The organism is Stenotrophomonas sp. SKA14 (assembly GCF_000158575.1).
GTDB lineage: Bacteria > Pseudomonadota > Gammaproteobacteria > Xanthomonadales > Xanthomonadaceae > Stenotrophomonas > Stenotrophomonas forensis.
The window spans coordinates 2320614-2336781 of record NZ_DS999412.1 but is presented as its reverse complement, the minus strand read 5'-3'; the positions used below and the strand labels follow the sequence as shown (position 1 = coordinate 2336781).

Below are 16168 nucleotides of genomic sequence, written 5' to 3'. Positions count from 1 at the left end.
CGTGGATCTACCCGTGGTTCGCACGCATTGCCTGATCCCAACCGGGATTCAGTAGATCCAGGCCATGCGTGGATGCGACCCTAGCGCGCCCCAGGCGCAAAGCGCGCCACCAGATCCCAGGCGTCGCCAAGAAACACCTGCCGCACGCGGGTGATCGGTTGTTCACCGCGCCACGTCAGCCGCTCGATCACCAGGCAGGCGGTGCCGGGCTTCACGTCCAGCAGCTTGGCCGTGGCGGTGTCCGCGCCCCAAGCGCTGATGCGGTGCTGGGCCCGGGTCCACGACACGTTCTGCAGCAGCCAGCTGCCCGGCGCGGTGGTGCTGAAATCGACCTCCAGCACCTCGGGCACGCCCACCGGACTGATCAAGCGGTGTTCCAGCGCCAGCGGGCGACCATCGGCCAGGTGCAGGCAGCGCATCGCCAACAGCTGCTGCTGGCCGGCCAGCTCCACTTCACCGGCATTGCCGGCGTCGGCCAGGCGCAGCTCGCGTTGCAGCAGCTGGTAGCCGTACTGATGACCGCGCGAACCAACCTCCATCGCGATATCGGGGATCTCCAGCGCCACCTGCTCCAGGTGCGGAGGCTGCCGCGCCACGAACGAACCGGCGCGACGGCGGCGCTCGATCATGCCGCTCTCGGCCAGTGCGGTCAGCACCTTGTTCACCGTCATCCGCGAACAACCGTACTGTTCCATCAGCTCGTGCTCGTACGGGATGCGGAAGCCCGGCGCCCACTCTCCGCTGAGGATGCGGCTTTCCAGATCGCTGCGAATACGCTGGTTGAGCGTGGCGGACTTGCTGGCCTTCACGTAATGGGGTCTCGGTGGCGGGGGCGATCAGCCCAGCACGCCCTTCAGGGCGGCGGCAAAGGCAGTGGTGATCGCCTCGCGCTGCAAGTGGCGGCCGTCGGCCACGTACTGGCGGCCATGGCGCCAGACCGATCGCAGCGCGCCATTACGTGCGGCGAACACCCAGCTGTCAAGCCATGCGTCGTCCTGTCGCGCCTGCAGCGCGGGATGCGCAGCGTCCAGTTCAACCAGGTCGGCACTGGCACCGACCTGCAGTCCGGCGGCCACGCCCAGCGCCTGCGCACCGCCGTGCAGTGCGCCCTCGAACAGGAAGCGACCGGTGCTGCGGGTGGCATCCGGGGCCAGCACATTGCGCCCGCGCAGGGTCAGGCGCTGGCCGTACTCGAGCAGGCGCAGTTCTTCGGCAGCATCGATCAGCACGTTGGAATCGGAACCGACACCGAAGCGCCCGCCTTCGCGTGCGAACGCCTGCATCGGGAACAGGCCATCGCCCAGGTTGGCCTCGGTGATCGGGCACAGGCCGGCCACGGTCTGGCTGGCCACAATGGCTGCGCGCTCGTCGTCGGTGATGTGGGTGGCATGCACCAAGCACCAGCGCGCATCCACCGGCGCATGGTTGAACAGCCACTGCACCGGGCGCTGGCCGCTCCAGGCCAGGCAGGCCTCGACTTCGCGCACCTGCTCGGCGATATGGATGTGCACCGGGCCGTCGGTCAGCGGCAGCAACGCACTCAGTTCCTCACCGGTGACTGCACGCAGGCTGTGCGGTGCAATGCCGAGCACCGCATCGGGCAGCGCGGCCAATGCCGGCTTGGCGGCCTCCAACAGCTGCGCGAAGCCGCCCACATCGTGGATCAAGCGACGCTGCGCGGGATTCGGCGCCGCACCGCCAAAGTCGGCATGGGCATAGAACACCGGCAGCAGGGTCAGGCCGATGCCGGTCTGATCGGCCGCCGCCGCAATCCGCGCGCTCATCTCGGCACGGTTGGCATACGGCCGGCCGTCAGCGTCGTGGTGCAGATAGTGGAATTCGCCAACGCGGGTAAAGCCGCTTTCCAGCATTTCCATATAGGCCTGAGCGGCGATGGCCTGCACCGCATCCGGGCGCAGGTGGGCCAGGAAGCGGTACATCAGCTCGCGCCAGCTCCAGAAACTGTCGCCGTCACCGCCGCCGATCTCGGTCAGGCCGGCCATGCCGCGCTGGAACGCATGGCTGTGCAGGTTGGGCAGGCCCGGCACCAGGATGCCGACCCGGGTATCGCCCGGCTGCGCACCCTGCCCCGTGCGGATGGCCGTGATGCGGCCGTCCTGCACCTGCAGGCGCACGTCGCGGGCCCAGCCCCCGGCCAGCAGGGCGTGGGTGGCATGGAAACAGTACGGGGAACGCGAATCGGACATGGCTGGACAACCCGAAATGGACGCCTATATTGTATAGACATATAAGCACAACCGCGTTGTGGATGCCATGCACGTCGATACCCTCTGGTCCAACGTCCACCTGATCACCCTCGACGGCGACGGCCTGGGCGTCATCCGCGATGGCGTGCTGGCCTGCGCCGATGGGCGCATCGTCCATGTGGGCGCCGCCGGCAGCGATGCCCACCTGCAACCGACCACCCGCATCGATGGCGAGGGCCGCTGGATCTCGCCGGGCCTGATCGACTGCCACACCCATCTGGTCTACGCCGGCAACCGCGCCAACGAGTTCGAGCAGCGCCTGCAGGGCGTCAGCTATGCCGAGATCGCCCGTGCAGGCGGTGGCATCGTCTCCACCGTGCGTGCCACCCGCGCCGCGACGCCAGAACAGCTGGCCCGCGAAAGCCGCCCCCGCCTGCTGGCGATGCGCGCCGAAGGCGTGACCACGCTCGAGATCAAATCCGGCTACGGCCTGACCCTGCCCGACGAACGCAAGCAGTTGCAGGTGGCGCGTGCACTGGGCGAGGAATGCCGGGTCAACGTGGTGACCACCTTCCTCGGCGCACACGCGATTCCGCCGGGCCGCGAAGCACAGGAATACACCGACGAGGTGTGCAACGTGATGATTCCGGCCATCGCCGCCGAAGGCCTGGCCGAAGCGGTGGATGTGTTCTGCGAGAACATCGCCTTCTCGCCCGCGCAGGCGCGGCAGGTGTTCGAGGCGGCACGTGCCCACGGGCTGGCGGTGAAGATCCATGCCGAGCAGCTGAGCAACCAGCATGGCGCCGAACTGGCCGCCAGCTTCGGTGCACTGTCGGCCGACCACATCGAACACCTGGACGATGCCGGCATCGCCGCGATGGCGGCGGCCGGCACCGTCGCCGTGCTGCTGCCCGGCGCCTTCTATTTCACCCGCGATACCACCCTGCCGCCGATCGCGGCGCTGCGTGCGGCCGGCGTGCCGCTGGCGCTGGCCACCGACAGCAACCCGGGCACCTCGCCCCTGACCAGCCCGCTGCTGGCGATGAACATGGGCGCCACCCTGTTCCGCCTGACCGTGGACGAGTGCGTCGCCGGTTTCACCCGTGAAGCGGCGCGTGCGCTGGGCCATGGCGACCGTATTGGCCGACTGGCCGTAGGCATGGACTGCGACCTGGCGATCTGGGACATCGACGCCCCCGCCGACCTGGTCTACCGCATTGGATTCAACCCGCTGCACGCGCGCGTGGTGCGCGGACAGCCCGACCTGCCTGCCTCCTGGAGCAACACATGAGCAACACCCTGGTTCTTCGCCCCGGCCACGTCACTCTCGCCCAGTGGCGGCAGGTCTATCGCGGCGCGCCGCTGGCACTGGACCCGGCCGCGCTGCCGGTGGTGCGTGCCAGTGCCGCAGCCGTGGCCGCCATCGTCGCCAAGGGCGCGCCGGTATATGGCATCAACACCGGCTTCGGCAAGCTGGCCAGCGTGCGCATCGAGCGCGAGGACCTCGCCACCCTGCAGCGGAACATCGTGCTCTCGCATGCGGCAGGCGTCGGCGAACCAATGCCGGCCAGCGTGGTGCGCCTGATGATGGCGCTGAAGCTGGTCAGCCTTGCGCAGGGTGCTTCGGGCATCCGCGAGGACACCCTGCTGCTGCTGGAAGCGATGCTGGTCAAGGGCGTGCTGCCGGTGGTACCCGCGCAGGGCTCGGTGGGTGCTTCGGGTGACCTGGCACCGCTCTCGCACCTGGCCGGCGTGATGCTGGGCGTGGGCGAAGCCTTCATCGGCGACGAACGCCTGCCGGCGGTCGATGCTCTGGCACGCGCCGGTCTGCAGCCGATCGAACTGGGCGCGAAGGAAGGCCTGGCGCTGCTCAACGGCACCCAGTTCTCCACCGCTTATGCGTTGGCCGGCCTGTTCGAGATCGAGACCGTGTTCCAGGCCGCATTGGTGACCGGCGCACTGTCGGTGGAAGCGGCCAAGGGCTCCGACACGCCGTTCGACCCGCGCATCCACGCCATCCGTGGCCAGCGCGGGCAGATCGCCACCGCTGCCACGCTGCGCACGCTGATGCAGGGCTCGGACATCCGCGAATCGCACCGTGACAACGACGTGCGCGTGCAGGACCCGTACTGCCTGCGCTGCCAGCCGCAGGTGATGGGCGCAGCGCTGGACATCCTGCGCCAGGCCGCGACCACGCTGGAAATCGAAGCCAATGGCGTGTCCGACAACCCGCTGGTGTTCACCGATACCGGCGAAGCGCTGTCCGGCGGCAACTTCCACGCCGAACCGGTAGCCTTCGCCGCAGACATGCTGGCGATGGCGGTGTGCGAGATCGGCTCGATCAGCGAGCGCCGCCTGGCCATGCTGGTGGACCCGGCGCTGTCCGGCCTGCCGGCGTTCCTGACCCCGCGCCCGGGCCTCAACTCGGGCTTCATGATTCCGCAGGTCACCGCCGCCGCACTGGTCTCGGAAAACAAGCAGCGCGCCTACCCGGCCAGCGTTGACTCGATTCCGACGTCGGCCAACCAGGAAGACCATGTGTCGATGGCCGCGCACGGCGCGCGCCGCCTGATGCAAATGGCCGAGAATGCGGCCAATGTGATCGGCATCGAACTGCTGGCCGCCGCGCAGGGCTGCGACTTCCACGCGCCGCTGCGTTCCAGCGCCGCGCTGGAAAACGTGCGTGCCACCCTGCGTGCGCAGGTGCCGACGCTGGAAGAGGATCGCTACTTCCACCCGGACATGGTGACCGCCACGAACCTGGTGCGCAGCGGCGCGCTGGCCCAGGGCCTGAGCGATCTGTTGCCGACCGTGGAACCGCAGGCATGAACGCCCATCCCGAATGGCTGACCGTGCACGAGGGCGACGCCCCCCTCATCGTCAGCTTCCCGCATACCGGCAGCGAGCTGCCGCATGACCTGATCGACGACTACCACTCGCCGTGGCTGGCGCGTCGCGATGCCGACTGGTGGGTACACGAGCTGTACGACTTCGTGCGCGGCATGGGCGCGACCACGGTGCGCTCGGCGATCTCGCGTTCGGTGATCGATCTCAACCGTGATCCCAGCGGTGTCTCGCTGTACCCGGGCCAGAACACCACCGGCCTGTGCCCGCTGACCACCTTCGACAACCAGCCGCTTTACCACGCCGGACGCGAGCCGGATGAGGCGGAAATCGCGCGCCGCCGCGATACCTATTTCCTGCCTTACCACGATGCGCTGGCCGCGCAGATCACCCGCCTGCGCGCACGCCACGGCACCGTGGTGGTGTACGACGCGCACTCGATCCGCTCGCACATTCCACACCTGTTCGACGGCGAACTGCCGCAGTTCAACCTGGGCACTGCCGGCCCCTCCGGCGCACCGGACACCTCCTGCGACAACGCGTTGAGCGATGTGGTGGAGAACCTGCTGAAAATCAGTGGCATGAGCCAGGTGCGCAACGGCCGCTTCAAGGGCGGTTGGATCACCCGCCACTACAGCAACATCGCCGGCGGCGTGCACACCCTGCAGATGGAACTGGCCTGCCGCGGCTACATGCACGAGCCGCTGCCCGATCAGGTGGACGAACACAGCTGGCCCACCCCGCTCGACCCCGATCACGCCGCACTGCTGCGCCACACCCTGGCGCAGGTGCTCAACGCCTGCCTTGAATTCGCTACGAACCGGAGCGCCGCATGACCCGCAACGACCCGTCCCGCACGATTGCCGCACCGACCGGCACCACGCTCAACGCCAAGAGCTGGCTGACCGAAGCGCCGCTGCGCATGCTGATGAACAACCTGCACCCGGACGTGGCCGAGCGCCCGCAGGAACTGGTGGTATACGGCGGCATCGGCCGCGCCGCGCGCGACTGGGAAAGCTTCGATGCGATTGTCGAAACGCTCAAGCGCCTGGAGGACGACCAGACCCTGCTGGTGCAGTCGGGCAAGCCGGTGGGCGTGTTCCGCACCCACGCCGACGCACCGCGCGTGCTGATCGCCAATTCCAACCTGGTGCCGCGCTGGGCCAACTGGGACCACTTCAACGAGCTGGATAAGAAGGGCCTGGCCATGTATGGCCAGATGACCGCCGGCAGCTGGATCTACATCGGCGCGCAGGGCATCGTGCAGGGCACCTACGAGACCTTCGTGGAGATGGGCCGCCAGCACTTCGGTGGCGACCTGACCGGCAAGTGGCTGTTCACCGGCGGCCTGGGCGGCATGGGTGGCGCGCAGCCGCTGGCCGCGGTGATGGCCGGCGCCTCATGCCTGGCCGTCGAGTGCCGCAAGAGCAGCATCGACATGCGCCTGCGCACCGGTTACTTGGATACCTGGACCGACAACCTCGACGAAGCGCTGCGCCTGATCGATGAGTCGTGCAAGGCCGGAACGCCGAAGTCGGTGGGCCTGCTGGGCAATGTGGCCGATGTGCTGGCCGAACTGCTGGCGCGCGGCATCAAGCCGGACCTGCTGACCGACCAGACCTCCGCACATGACCCGGTGAACGGCTACCTGCCGCAGGGCTGGACCGTCGAGCAGTGGGACGACAAGCGCGTATCCGCTCCCAAGGAAGTGGAGAAGGCCGCACGCGCGTCGATGGCCAACCACATCCGCGCCATGCTCGGTTTCCACGCGCTGGGCGTGCCGACCGTGGACTACGGCAACAACCTGCGGCAGATGGCGCTGGAAGAAGGCGTGGCCAATGCCTTCGACTTCCCCGGCTTCGTGCCGGCCTACATCCGTCCGCTGTTCTGCCGCGGCATCGGCCCGTTCCGCTGGGCCGCGCTGAGCGGTGACCCGGAAGACATCGCCAAGACCGATGCCAAGGTGAAGGAACTGATTCCGGACAACCCGCACCTGCATCGCTGGCTGGACATGGCTGCCGAGAAGATCAAGTTCCAGGGCCTGCCGGCGCGCATCTGCTGGGTCGGCCTGGGCGATCGTGATCGCCTCGGCCTGGCCTTCAACGAGATGGTCGCCAACGGCGAGCTGAAGGCGCCGGTGGTGATCGGCCGCGACCACCTGGACAGCGGCAGCGTGGCGTCGCCGAACCGCGAAACCGAGGCGATGGCCGACGGCTCCGATGCAGTATCCGACTGGCCGCTGCTGAACGCCCTGCTCAACACCGCCAGCGGCGCGACGTGGGTATCGCTGCATCACGGCGGCGGCGTCGGCATGGGCTTCTCGCAGCACGCCGGCATGGTGATCGTCTGCGACGGCACCGAAGCCGCCGCCAAGCGCATCGGCCGCGTGCTGTGGAACGACCCGGCCACCGGCGTGATGCGCCATGCCGATGCCGGCTATGAGATCGCGATTGACTGCGCGAAGGAAAAGGGGCTGGATCTGCCCGGCATCCTGGGCTGATCGCAGGGGTGCCGGCCATCGGCCGGCACTACCGGGGACGTTCTGCCCTGGCACGTGTGGTAGTGCCGGCCGCTGGCCGGCTCTCCCTGGTGCGGGAATCGGTGCTCTTGACCCGATCTCCCGCCGTGACCAAGATGCGCCATCGCCGCTGACGGATCACCGCGATGTACCGCACCCTTGCTGCTGCATTGCTCTGCGCTCTCTTTGCCGCTCCCATCGCTTCCGCGCGTGACGTCCCCGGCGAGCTCCCTGCCCGGCTCGACGCCCAACTGCAGGCCAACCGCGAACGCTACGGTATTGCCGGCCAGGCGGTACTGGTCGCGCACAACGGGAACGTGCTCTACCAGGGCGCCAGCGGTGAACGCGACCCGGCCACGCATGCGCCCGCCACCGTCGATACCATCTTCGCCTCGCAGTCGGTGGCCAAACTGCTGACCAGCACGCTGGTGATGCAGCTGGTGGAACAGGGCAAGGTGGACCTGGATGCACCCGCCAGCCGCTATGTGCCGGACTTGCCGTCGGCATGGCAGGCGATCTCCGTGCGCGATTTTCTCAACCACAGTTCCGGCATTGGCGAGTACGCCGACCGCCGCGACGGCCACTGGATCAGCAAGGGCTATGACGGCATGGCACCCGATCTCGCCTCGGCGCTGAAGGTGGCCGGTGCAGCACCACTCGCATTCGCAACCGGCAGCCGCGTGCAATACACCCAGGCCAACTACCTGGTGCTGACGGCGCTGCTGGAAGCGCACTACCGCAAGCCCTACCCCGCCATCGCGCGCGAACGCATCCTGCTGCCGCTGAAGATGACCCACACCTCCTGGGGCGTGGCCAGCGTCCCGGCGCAGCACGCAGCGGTGCCGTACATCGGCAAGGACGGCACATTGCAGCCCGCCAACGAAGATCCGTGGCCGGACTACGGCTGGGGCCATGCCGATCTGCAGACTACCGTGGGCGACATGAACCGCTTCCTGCAGGCGCTGGCGACCGGAAAGCTGGTACGCACGGCGACGCTGGAAAAACTATGGCAGCCGCAGAAGCTGAGCGGTGGCGGCAGCAACTTTTTCTCCACTGGTTGGGACACCACGCACAGCGACGACTACACCCAGGTCGGTCACGATGGTGGCACCCGCGTACGGGTGCGGCTGGCCTACAAGGACACGCTGGCCAGTGGCTACTGGGTGTTCGTGTACCTGACCAATGGCAGCGCGCGCAATGTGTGGTCGAGCACGTTGGTGGAGAGCACGATGGCGGTCGTCGCGCCCGCCGAGTTTCCGCATGCGGTGCTGTCGGAGCGACTGATCGCCTATGCGCTGGATGATGACGCCGGCGCCGCGCAGGCGCTGCGGGCCTGGTTGCGCGACGACACCCGGATTACGGGCAACGAACGGGAGCGTGCGATCAATGCGAGCGGCTATGCCATCCGCGAGAGTCTGGGCGCGCGCAAGGCGCTGAAGGTGTTCACCCTCAATACCGAGCTGTATCCGGATTCGGCCAATACCTGGGACAGCCTGGCCGAGTGCCATGCGGCGCTGGGCGAGAAGGAAACGTCTGATCGGCTGTATGCGAAGGCCAAGGCGCTGGCGAAGCCTTCACCGTAAACCGATTGTAGAGTCGAGCTTGCTCGACTGTTTCTCTGCGTCGGAGTCGAGCACGGCTCGACGCTACAAGTGCGAAAGAGCAGTCGAGCAAGCTCGACTCTACAAGTGCGCGGGCGGCCATACGCCGCCGATGGGTGACGCGGCGCGCGCGACCTGTTAACTTGCGCGCCACTTTCGTGGTTTACAGTAGTCCCGCATGTCGCTCTCGTCGTACCGCCCCACTCCGTCGCCACTGTTCCTGGCCGTTTCTCTCGGCCTCGCCGCTACCGCCCACGCCGCCCCGCAGGCCACCACGCTGGATGCGGTGCAGGTCACCGCCGCCGATGCCAGCGCCCAGGCACGCGAGGCGTTGAAGCGCGTGCCCGGCGCCAGCAACGTCATCGATGTGGCCAAGGCCGACAGCCGACTGTCCAGCAGCGCCGATGTGCTGGCCTACCAGCCGGGTATCAGCGTGCAATCGCCGGGCAACGAGGGCACCAAGGTCTCCATCCGCGGCTCCGGCATCAACCGCGGCCCAGGCGCGCACGCCTCGGGTATTGCCGTGTCGATCGATGGCCTGCCGTTGACCGGACCCGGCGGCACGCCCTACGAGCTGCTGGAACCGCTGTGGCTGTCGCGCGTGGAGGTGCTGCGCGGGGCCAACGGTTTCGAGCGTGGCGCGCTGGCACTCGGCGGTGCCATCGACTACGTCAGCCGCAGCGGCCGTGATTCGGCGGGCGTGCAACTGCATTACGAAGCCGGCAGCCGTGGCTACCAGAAGCGTGGCATCAGCTGGGGTGGTGTCAGTGGCAATGTCGACTACTTCCTGGCCTACACCGATACCGAATTCGACGGTTACCAGTACCATGCCCGTGGCGACGGCAAGGGCGCGATGGCCAACATCGGCTGGCAGATCACCCCCAACCTGCAGACCCGCTTCTTCGTTCGCTACCGCGAAACCAACCACGAAACGCCCGGACGCCTGACCCGCGATCAGATCCGCAACGACCCGCGTGCGGCGAATCCGGCCAACCTGGCCATTGATGCGCGCCGCCCGCAGCCGGGCAGCACGTGGGTAGGCAACGTCACCACCCTGCAGATCGATGAGGATTCCTCGCTGCAGGCCGGGCTGGTCTATCACAGGTACCCGATGGACTTGAACGAGAGCCTGTACCGCCAGCAGCTGGACTACGCCAACCTCAATGCCACGCTGGACTATCGCCATCGCCACCGGCTGTTCGGCCTGGACAGCGAAACCAACGTTGGCCTGCGCGTCACCCACGACCTGGACGCCGACGTGCGCGAGTCGCTGCGCTTTGCCAACAATGGCTATGCCGCTGGCACGCGCACGCGTGACTTTAGCCACCACGGCACCGACAGCACCCTGCACGTCAGCAACACCCTCACGTTGAACGACCGCCTGCGCCTGCAGACCGGACTGGCGCTGATCAACACCCGCCGTGATGTGCAGGTGACCTGGCCGAGCAGTGGCGGCCGCCTGCGCGACCACGACTTGGACTATGCGCCTCGACTGGGCTTCACCTGGCAGCACAGCGCGCAGACGCAGTGGTTCGGCAACCTCAGCCGTTCGGTGGAAGCACCGCACCCGTGGTCGATGATCTGGGGCTCGAACCAGTACTTCGGGCCAGGCAATGGACCGTCCACCGGCCGCCAGCGCGCGCCGGTGCCGATGCAGAACCAGACCGCCACCACGCTGGAACTGGGCGCACGTGGCGACGCTGTGCTGGGCCGCTGGGAACTGACCGGCTACTACGCACACGTGAACCACGAACTGCTGAGCGTGGAGCTGCAGCCGGTGCCAAACCTGTTCATCGCCGAGAACAACGCCAGCCCGACCGTGCACCGTGGCATCGAGGCCGGCTTGGACAGCACGCTGTGGCAGGCCGCGCCGGGGCGCCTGTCATTGCGCCAGGCGTATACCTTCAGCGATTTCCGGTACCGACACGATGCGCGCTTCGGCAGCAACCGCCTGCCGGGCCTGCCGCGCCACAGCTACCAGGCCGAGCTGCGCTTCGACCACGCCTCCGGCCTGTACGCCGCGCTCAATACCGAGTACGCCTCGCGTATCGCGGTGGACTACGCCAACAGCTACTGGGCCGACAGCCATGTGATCTTCGGCAGCCGCATCGGTTACGACGCACCCAATGGCCGCTGGCAGGCGTGGGCGGAGATGCGCAACATCGGCAACCGCCACTACGCCGCCACGGTCACGCCGGGCTATGACGATGCCGGCAAGGATGTAGCACGCTCTACGCCGGGCGAAGGCCGCGGCATCTATGCGGGTGTGCGCTGGCGCTTTGATTGAGCCACATTCCGGCCGGGTCACTCTCCATAGCAAAGAACAGCAGCAGCCCGGGTCCGCCGGGCCGGCGCCACCGGGTGCCGCGGATCGTGCAGCATGGACGCTTGAGAACCTGATGCAGCATGCTGGCATCCTTGCCGGGCACGCGTAGGCGGTGTTGCGCGGATTCCACCGCAGCCGCTCCTCAGCTGCGGTCGACGATCCGCACGATGCGACCGCCCTCGAAAGCGAACTCGCTGCGCCCCTTCAGTGCCAGTTCCGCGCCTGCGCGGGGGCCGCCGGGAATGTCCTGCGCGAACACGCCACGCCAGCCAATGCTGGCCAGCGCCACGTCATCCTCGAACGCCAGCTCAAGCAACTGCTGCTCCCGCTCGCGGAACATCTGCGCCGATTGCCGTGCCAGCTCAGCAAAGGCATCGATGCCTTCGGTGACCATGGTCAGCTGGCCGCCGCTATGGTTTTCGAAGCGCACGTTCTGCGCCAGCACGGCCAGCATGGCGTCGATGTCGAAGCGGTTGTAGGCCTGCAGGTAGTGCTCGATCAGGTGGCGGCAGTGCGATTCGTCCATGGCGGCGTCCACTCAGGGCCAGCACCGAGTCTCCCGCGACCGCGTGGCCGGATCAAGGCGTCACCGCGGCTTTCAGCAACTGCGCGGCCACCTGATCGAACGGGGCGATGTCCTGCAGGGCACGGCACATCGCCACCGCGCCTTCCACGCTGGCGATCACCAGGCTGGCCAGACCGGCCGCAGCGGCTGGATCGTGACCTTCAGCGACGAAGGCCGAGGCCAGATGGCCCTGCCAGCGCGCGAACACCTCCGCGGCGGCCGCGCGGGGCTGGCTGTGCATCGCCTCCACTGGCTCCTCCACCGCAGCGGCCAGCACCGGGCAGCCCGCGCGGAAATCGGTGCGCAGCAGGCGCTCGCGCCACATCCCCAGGAACTGCTGTAGGCCCTGCACGGCGCCGCCCTTCAGCAGCTCCACCAGCAGCGCTTCGACCTTGTCGCCGGCCATATGGGTGGCACGCGCCAGCAGCTCCTGCTTGCCGCCGGGAAAATGGTGATAGGTGGAACCCAGCGGCGCCTCGGCCAACTTGGTCACCTCGCGGATGCTGGTGGCATTGAGGCCCACGCGCGCCAGCATCTGTGCCGCGGCATCAATCACGCGTTGAGGCGCATCAGAGGGTCGCGGGCTCACGGCAGGCTCCTTGCTAAGACAGTCGTCATAGATTAGCGTACCGGCCGTTCTATAACAGTCGTCATAGCCATGAATCTCTGGTTCCGCCTGCTCCACCTGCTGCTGTGCAGCCTGTTCCGGCCGAAGCTGGACGCCCCGTTCGGGGTCTCGCGGCTGCAGTTCCGGGTGCTGCCCAACGACCTGGACAGCAACCTGCACATGACCAATGGCCGCTACTGGAACATCTTCGACCTGGGCCGGCTGGACCTGATCCTGCGCATGGGCCTGGGCCGGGTGGCACTGCGCGAGAAATGGGCGCCGATCGTCGGCGCCGGCACCATCCAGTTCCGCCGCGAGCTGAAGCCGTTCCAGCGCTTCACCCTGGAAACCCGGCTGGTCGGCTGGGTGGGCTCGCGCGGCATCATGGAGCAGCGTGTGCTGATCGGCGCCGAACAGAAGATCGCCACCCGCGCGCTGCTGGTCACCGGTATCTACGACCGCCGCGCGCGCCAATTCCTCAGCATGCCGAAGATGATGGAAGCGATCGGTGTGGTGGCCCCGCCGTCGCCGCCACTGAGTGCGGCCGCCCAGGCGCTGCTGGCCGCCGATGCCGCCTTGAAGCAGGACGATGCCTGAGGCACGTCACTCCACCTTCGGCATGTTCTTGGTCACGCAATGGATGCCGCCGCCGCCGCCGGCAATCGCATCGATATCCACCTGTTCGATCACGCGGCCCGGATACAGGTCTTCCAGCAGCTCCCGGCAGTAGCCGTCGGCGGCGTCATCACCGAACTGCGGCGCGACCACCGCGCCATTGATCGGCAGGTAGTTGATGTAGCCCATCGCCAGATCGTCGTTGTCGCGGGTATGCACGTTGTCGCGCCCGTCCAGCGGCGGCGGCAGCGTATGCACCTGCAGGCGGCGGCCATCGGCATCGCTGGCCCCGCGCAGGATCTGCAGGTGCTCGCGGGTCAGGTCGTAATCATAGGAGTCCGGATCGTTGTCGAGGTTGGCGATCACCACACCCGGACGCACGAAGCGCGCGTAGAAATCCACATGCGCATCGGTGATGTCTTCTCCGGCGATGCCGGGCAGCCAGATGATCTTGCGCAGGCCGAGGTGGTGCTTCAGTTCGGCTTCGATATCCGCGCGCGACCAGCCTGGGTTGCGGTTGCGGTTCACCCAGCAGCTCTCGGTGAGGATGGCGGTGCCATGGCCATCGACTTCGATGCCGCCACCCTCCCCCACCAGGTCACTTTCCAGCAGCGTTGCGCCGGTCACCTGCGCCAGCCAGGGTGCCACCGCACCATCGTTGCGCGCGCTCTGCTTGCCACCCCAGCCGTTGAAGTTGAAGTCGACCAGGCCCAGCCCGCCCCGGCCATTGGTGACGAAGCAGCCGCCGTAGTCGCGCACCCAGATGTCATCCAGCGGCACCTCGAGGAACTCGATGTTGCCGCGGCCGCAGCGATCCTGCGCCTGCTTCAACTGCGCCGGGCGGCACAGCACGCTGACCGGCTGGTGGCGGGCGATGGTGCGCGCCAGCCGCGCCACGGCGGTGTTCACCGCATCGGCCTGCGCGCCCCATACCCGCGGCTGCGCGGCGAAGGCCAGGAACACGCGTTCCTGCGGGCCGTGCTCGTCCGGCATGCGCCAGATGCCTGCGCCCGGGCCCGCCGCTGCCACGCGACCCGGCAGGCCGGCCAGACCCAGGGCCGCCAGGCCGCCAAGACCGGCGGCGCCCGCCAGCTGGGTGAGGAAGTGACGACGGTTGCTCATGACAGGCTCCAGGGCCGGTGTGGGATGGACGCTATGCTGCGCTTGCCGACCCATAAGAACAAACGATAGATTCAGCCATCATCTGAACAGTTCTGCTTATCTGAAATGCTCAAGCACTGGCCACCCCTGAACGCCCTGCGGGGGTTCGAAGCCGCCGCCCGGCTCGGCAGCTTCCATCGCGCGGCCGAGGAACTGCACCTGAGCCAATCGGCCATCAGCCAGCAGATCCGTGGCCTGGAAGACGCCCTGCAGCAGCCGTTGTTCTTCCGCCAGGGTCGCAGCGTCACCCTCACCGACGCCGGCCTCGATCTGCTGGAAACCACCCAGTCCCTGCTGCGCCAGCTGGCCAGCGGCATCCGCCGGCTCGATCAGTACCGCAAACCCAATCAATTGATCGTCAACACCAGCCCGGCCTTTGCCCGCCATTGGCTGGTGCCGCGCCTGGCCGACTTCCACCGCCTGCATCCCGACGCCGATCTGTGGCTGCTGACCAGCGAGGAAGCGCCCGATATGACGACGCAGACGTTGGACGTGGCGGTGCGTGATGACCTCGACTCACAGGCGCAGTGCCAGCATCGGGTGCTGCTGCAGGACCGTCTCTATCCGGCCTGCCATCCGGCCCTGCTCGCCACGCCCGTGCAGCAGCGCCTGACCCTGCATGGCGAGCGCGAGATGGACTGGAGCCAGTGGCAGGTACAGGGCGGCGTGGACGTGGGCCAGCGCCGCGAGGGCATGAATTTCTCCGAGCCCGGGCAGCTGCTGGATGCTGCGTGCCAGGGGCTGGGCATCGCGCTGGTCAGCGAACTGCTGGCCGCGCGCGCCTGCGAGCAGGGGCTGCTGCAACCGCTGGATGATGCACGCGTGCGCGGCCCGCGCTGGAGTTGGCTGGTGCACGAAGACAGCGCGGCCGATCCGCTGGTGATCAGTTTCTGTGAGTGGTTGCTGGCGAGTCTGCCTGATCCAGCGCGCGCTTGATCGCCGCTTCGGCCAACGGCGCCATCACCGCATACCCCTTCGTGGTGGGATGCACGCCGTCGTCGGCCAACTGCGGGTCGAGGCCGCCAGCCGCGTTGACCATCGGCGCGTAGTAGTCCAGATAGATGAGCTGCTTCGCCTCTGCATAGCGCTTCAACGCCGTATTCAATGCACGTACCTTGGGCGCAGGCGTGATGCCCGGCATCCACGGGTACTCGCTGACCGGCAGCACCGAGGCCAACACCACGCGGACGCCATGCGCGCGCGCCAGATCCACCATCGCGTGCAGGTTGTCCTCGATCATCGCCAGCGTGGAGGGCCCGGTGTTGCCGGCAATGTCATTGGTGCCAGCCAGGATCACCACCGCCTGCGGCTTCAGCGCCAGCACATCCTGCGGGAAACGCAGCAGCATCTGTGCCGTGGTCTGGCCACTGATGCCACGGTTGAGCCAGCCCCTGCCGGGAAAGAACGAGGCGCTGCCTTCCCTGCCCCAGCCTTCGGTGATGGAGTCGCCGTAGAACACCACGCGTGGTTGGCCAGGTACTGCCGCAGACACCTGTGCGTTGGCGTCGCGATAGCGCTGCAGCTGCGGCCAGTCGGCCAGTTGCTGCTGCATGAAACGCACTTCGTCCGGGCGCAGCTGTTCAACAGGCTTGACCAGCAAGGGATTGACCGCCGCCTGTTCGGCCGCCTCCAGTGGCGTGCTCAGCGCCATGACAACGGTGATAGCACCGGCAAGCAGCATGGATCCACGCATGCGGGTTCTCCAGATGACCAGACCCGCAGTC

Annotated in this window: 14 protein-coding genes; 8 read left to right on the top strand and 6 right to left on the bottom strand. The window is 67.5% G+C overall.

The genetic code is table 11. The annotated features are described in order from the left end of the window. Positions 1 to 80: 80 nt before the first annotated feature. Together hutC and SSKA14_RS10610 are read right to left on the bottom strand one after the other, a co-directional pair. Entirely contained in the window at positions 81 to 809 is a 729-nt protein-coding gene (gene hutC, locus SSKA14_RS10615; protein WP_008266425.1) for a histidine utilization repressor, read from the bottom strand. Positions 810 to 836: 27 nt separating this feature from the next. Further along, a complete protein-coding gene (locus SSKA14_RS10610; protein WP_008268712.1) occupies positions 837 to 2207 on the bottom strand; it encodes a formimidoylglutamate deiminase in 1371 nt (456 codons plus the stop codon). Positions 2208 to 2274: 67 nt separating this feature from the next. Here SSKA14_RS10610 and hutI point away from each other — a divergent pair, with 67 nt between their 5' ends. The 6 genes from hutI to SSKA14_RS10580 all read left to right on the top strand — a co-directional run bounded on the left by hutI (position 2275) and on the right by SSKA14_RS10580 (position 11457). Further along, the gene (gene hutI / locus SSKA14_RS10605; RefSeq protein WP_008265144.1) at positions 2275 to 3498 is read left to right on the top strand and encodes an imidazolonepropionase; all 1224 of its coding nucleotides are present in this window, start codon (positions 2275 to 2277) and stop codon (positions 3496 to 3498) included. Continuing rightward, positions 3495 to 5036, top strand: a complete 1542-nt coding sequence (hutH, locus tag SSKA14_RS10600) for a histidine ammonia-lyase (RefSeq protein WP_008265523.1) — start codon at positions 3495 to 3497, stop codon at positions 5034 to 5036. The genes hutI and hutH overlap by 4 nt, the downstream gene beginning before the upstream one ends. After that, on the top strand, positions 5033 to 5887 hold the full coding sequence (gene hutG / locus SSKA14_RS10595) for an N-formylglutamate deformylase (RefSeq protein ID WP_008266698.1): 855 nt from the start codon (positions 5033 to 5035) through the stop codon (positions 5885 to 5887). The genes hutH and hutG overlap by 4 nt, the downstream gene beginning before the upstream one ends. Beyond that, complete coding sequence (gene hutU, locus SSKA14_RS10590; protein WP_008267143.1) at positions 5884 to 7551, top strand: urocanate hydratase; 1668 nt, start codon at positions 5884 to 5886, stop codon at positions 7549 to 7551. Before hutG ends, hutU begins: the two co-directional genes overlap by 4 nt. Positions 7552 to 7715: 164 nt before the next feature. Beyond that, complete coding sequence (locus tag SSKA14_RS10585; RefSeq protein WP_008267590.1) at positions 7716 to 9152, top strand: serine hydrolase domain-containing protein; 1437 nt, start codon at positions 7716 to 7718, stop codon at positions 9150 to 9152. A gap of 196 nt (positions 9153 to 9348) precedes the next feature. Further along, entirely contained in the window at positions 9349 to 11457 is a 2109-nt protein-coding gene (locus SSKA14_RS10580; protein ID WP_008264533.1) for a TonB-dependent receptor, read from the top strand. A 181-nt stretch (positions 11458 to 11638) separates the two neighbouring features. Here SSKA14_RS10580 and SSKA14_RS10575 read toward each other — a convergent pair whose 3' ends face one another. Beyond that, the gene (locus SSKA14_RS10575) at positions 11639 to 12022 is read right to left on the bottom strand and encodes a nuclear transport factor 2 family protein (protein WP_040007440.1); all 384 of its coding nucleotides are present in this window, start codon (positions 12020 to 12022) and stop codon (positions 11639 to 11641) included. Between the two features lie 52 nt (positions 12023 to 12074). After that, positions 12075 to 12650, bottom strand: coding sequence for a TetR/AcrR family transcriptional regulator (locus SSKA14_RS10570; RefSeq protein WP_040007438.1), 576 nt, complete (start codon positions 12648 to 12650; stop codon positions 12075 to 12077). A 69-nt stretch (positions 12651 to 12719) separates the two neighbouring features. Between SSKA14_RS10570 and SSKA14_RS10565 the strand changes: the two genes are divergently transcribed. Continuing rightward, the gene (locus tag SSKA14_RS10565; protein ID WP_008265616.1) at positions 12720 to 13265 is read left to right on the top strand and encodes a thioesterase family protein; all 546 of its coding nucleotides are present in this window, start codon (positions 12720 to 12722) and stop codon (positions 13263 to 13265) included. Positions 13266 to 13271: 6 nt separating this feature from the next. On the opposite strand, the gene SSKA14_RS10560 is transcribed toward SSKA14_RS10565, so the two are convergent. Then, positions 13272 to 14405: an agmatine deiminase family protein gene (locus tag SSKA14_RS10560; RefSeq protein ID WP_008264527.1), complete on the bottom strand. Its 1134-nt coding sequence runs from the start codon at positions 14403 to 14405 to the stop codon at positions 13272 to 13274. A gap of 105 nt (positions 14406 to 14510) precedes the next feature. Between SSKA14_RS10560 and SSKA14_RS10555 the strand changes: the two genes are divergently transcribed. Further along, complete coding sequence (locus tag SSKA14_RS10555) at positions 14511 to 15380, top strand: LysR family transcriptional regulator (protein ID WP_008266248.1); 870 nt, start codon at positions 14511 to 14513, stop codon at positions 15378 to 15380. On the opposite strand, the gene SSKA14_RS10550 is transcribed toward SSKA14_RS10555, so the two are convergent. Then, positions 15328 to 16137 (bottom strand): SGNH/GDSL hydrolase family protein, encoded by an 810-nt coding sequence (locus tag SSKA14_RS10550; protein WP_040007436.1) that lies wholly within the window; start codon positions 16135 to 16137, stop codon positions 15328 to 15330. The genes SSKA14_RS10555 and SSKA14_RS10550 overlap by 53 nt on opposite strands. Positions 16138 to 16168: the final 31 nt, after the last annotated feature.

What these genes read in the sequence shown, in the direction of transcription:
- hutH (WP_008265523.1), top strand. Translation starts at nt 3,495, where the DNA reads ATGAGCAACACCCTGGTTCTTCGCCCCGGCCACGTCACTCTCGCCCAG.
- SSKA14_RS10585 (WP_008267590.1), top strand. Translation starts at nt 7,716, where the DNA reads ATGTACCGCACCCTTGCTGCTGCATTGCTCTGCGCTCTCTTTGCCGCT.
- SSKA14_RS10560 (WP_008264527.1), bottom strand. Translation starts at nt 14,405, where the DNA reads ATGAGCAACCGTCGTCACTTCCTCACCCAGCTGGCGGGCGCCGCCGGT.
- SSKA14_RS10565 (WP_008265616.1), top strand. Translation starts at nt 12,720, where the DNA reads ATGAATCTCTGGTTCCGCCTGCTCCACCTGCTGCTGTGCAGCCTGTTC.
- SSKA14_RS10555 (WP_008266248.1), top strand. Translation starts at nt 14,511, where the DNA reads ATGCTCAAGCACTGGCCACCCCTGAACGCCCTGCGGGGGTTCGAAGCC.
- SSKA14_RS10610 (WP_008268712.1), bottom strand. Translation starts at nt 2,207, where the DNA reads ATGTCCGATTCGCGTTCCCCGTACTGTTTCCATGCCACCCACGCCCTG.
- SSKA14_RS10580 (WP_008264533.1), top strand. Translation starts at nt 9,349, where the DNA reads ATGTCGCTCTCGTCGTACCGCCCCACTCCGTCGCCACTGTTCCTGGCC.
- hutU (WP_008267143.1), top strand. Translation starts at nt 5,884, where the DNA reads ATGACCCGCAACGACCCGTCCCGCACGATTGCCGCACCGACCGGCACC.
- SSKA14_RS10550 (WP_040007436.1), bottom strand. Translation starts at nt 16,137, where the DNA reads ATGCGTGGATCCATGCTGCTTGCCGGTGCTATCACCGTTGTCATGGCG.
- hutG (WP_008266698.1), top strand. Translation starts at nt 5,033, where the DNA reads ATGAACGCCCATCCCGAATGGCTGACCGTGCACGAGGGCGACGCCCCC.
- hutI (WP_008265144.1), top strand. Translation starts at nt 2,275, where the DNA reads ATGCACGTCGATACCCTCTGGTCCAACGTCCACCTGATCACCCTCGAC.
- SSKA14_RS10575 (WP_040007440.1), bottom strand. Translation starts at nt 12,022, where the DNA reads ATGGACGAATCGCACTGCCGCCACCTGATCGAGCACTACCTGCAGGCC.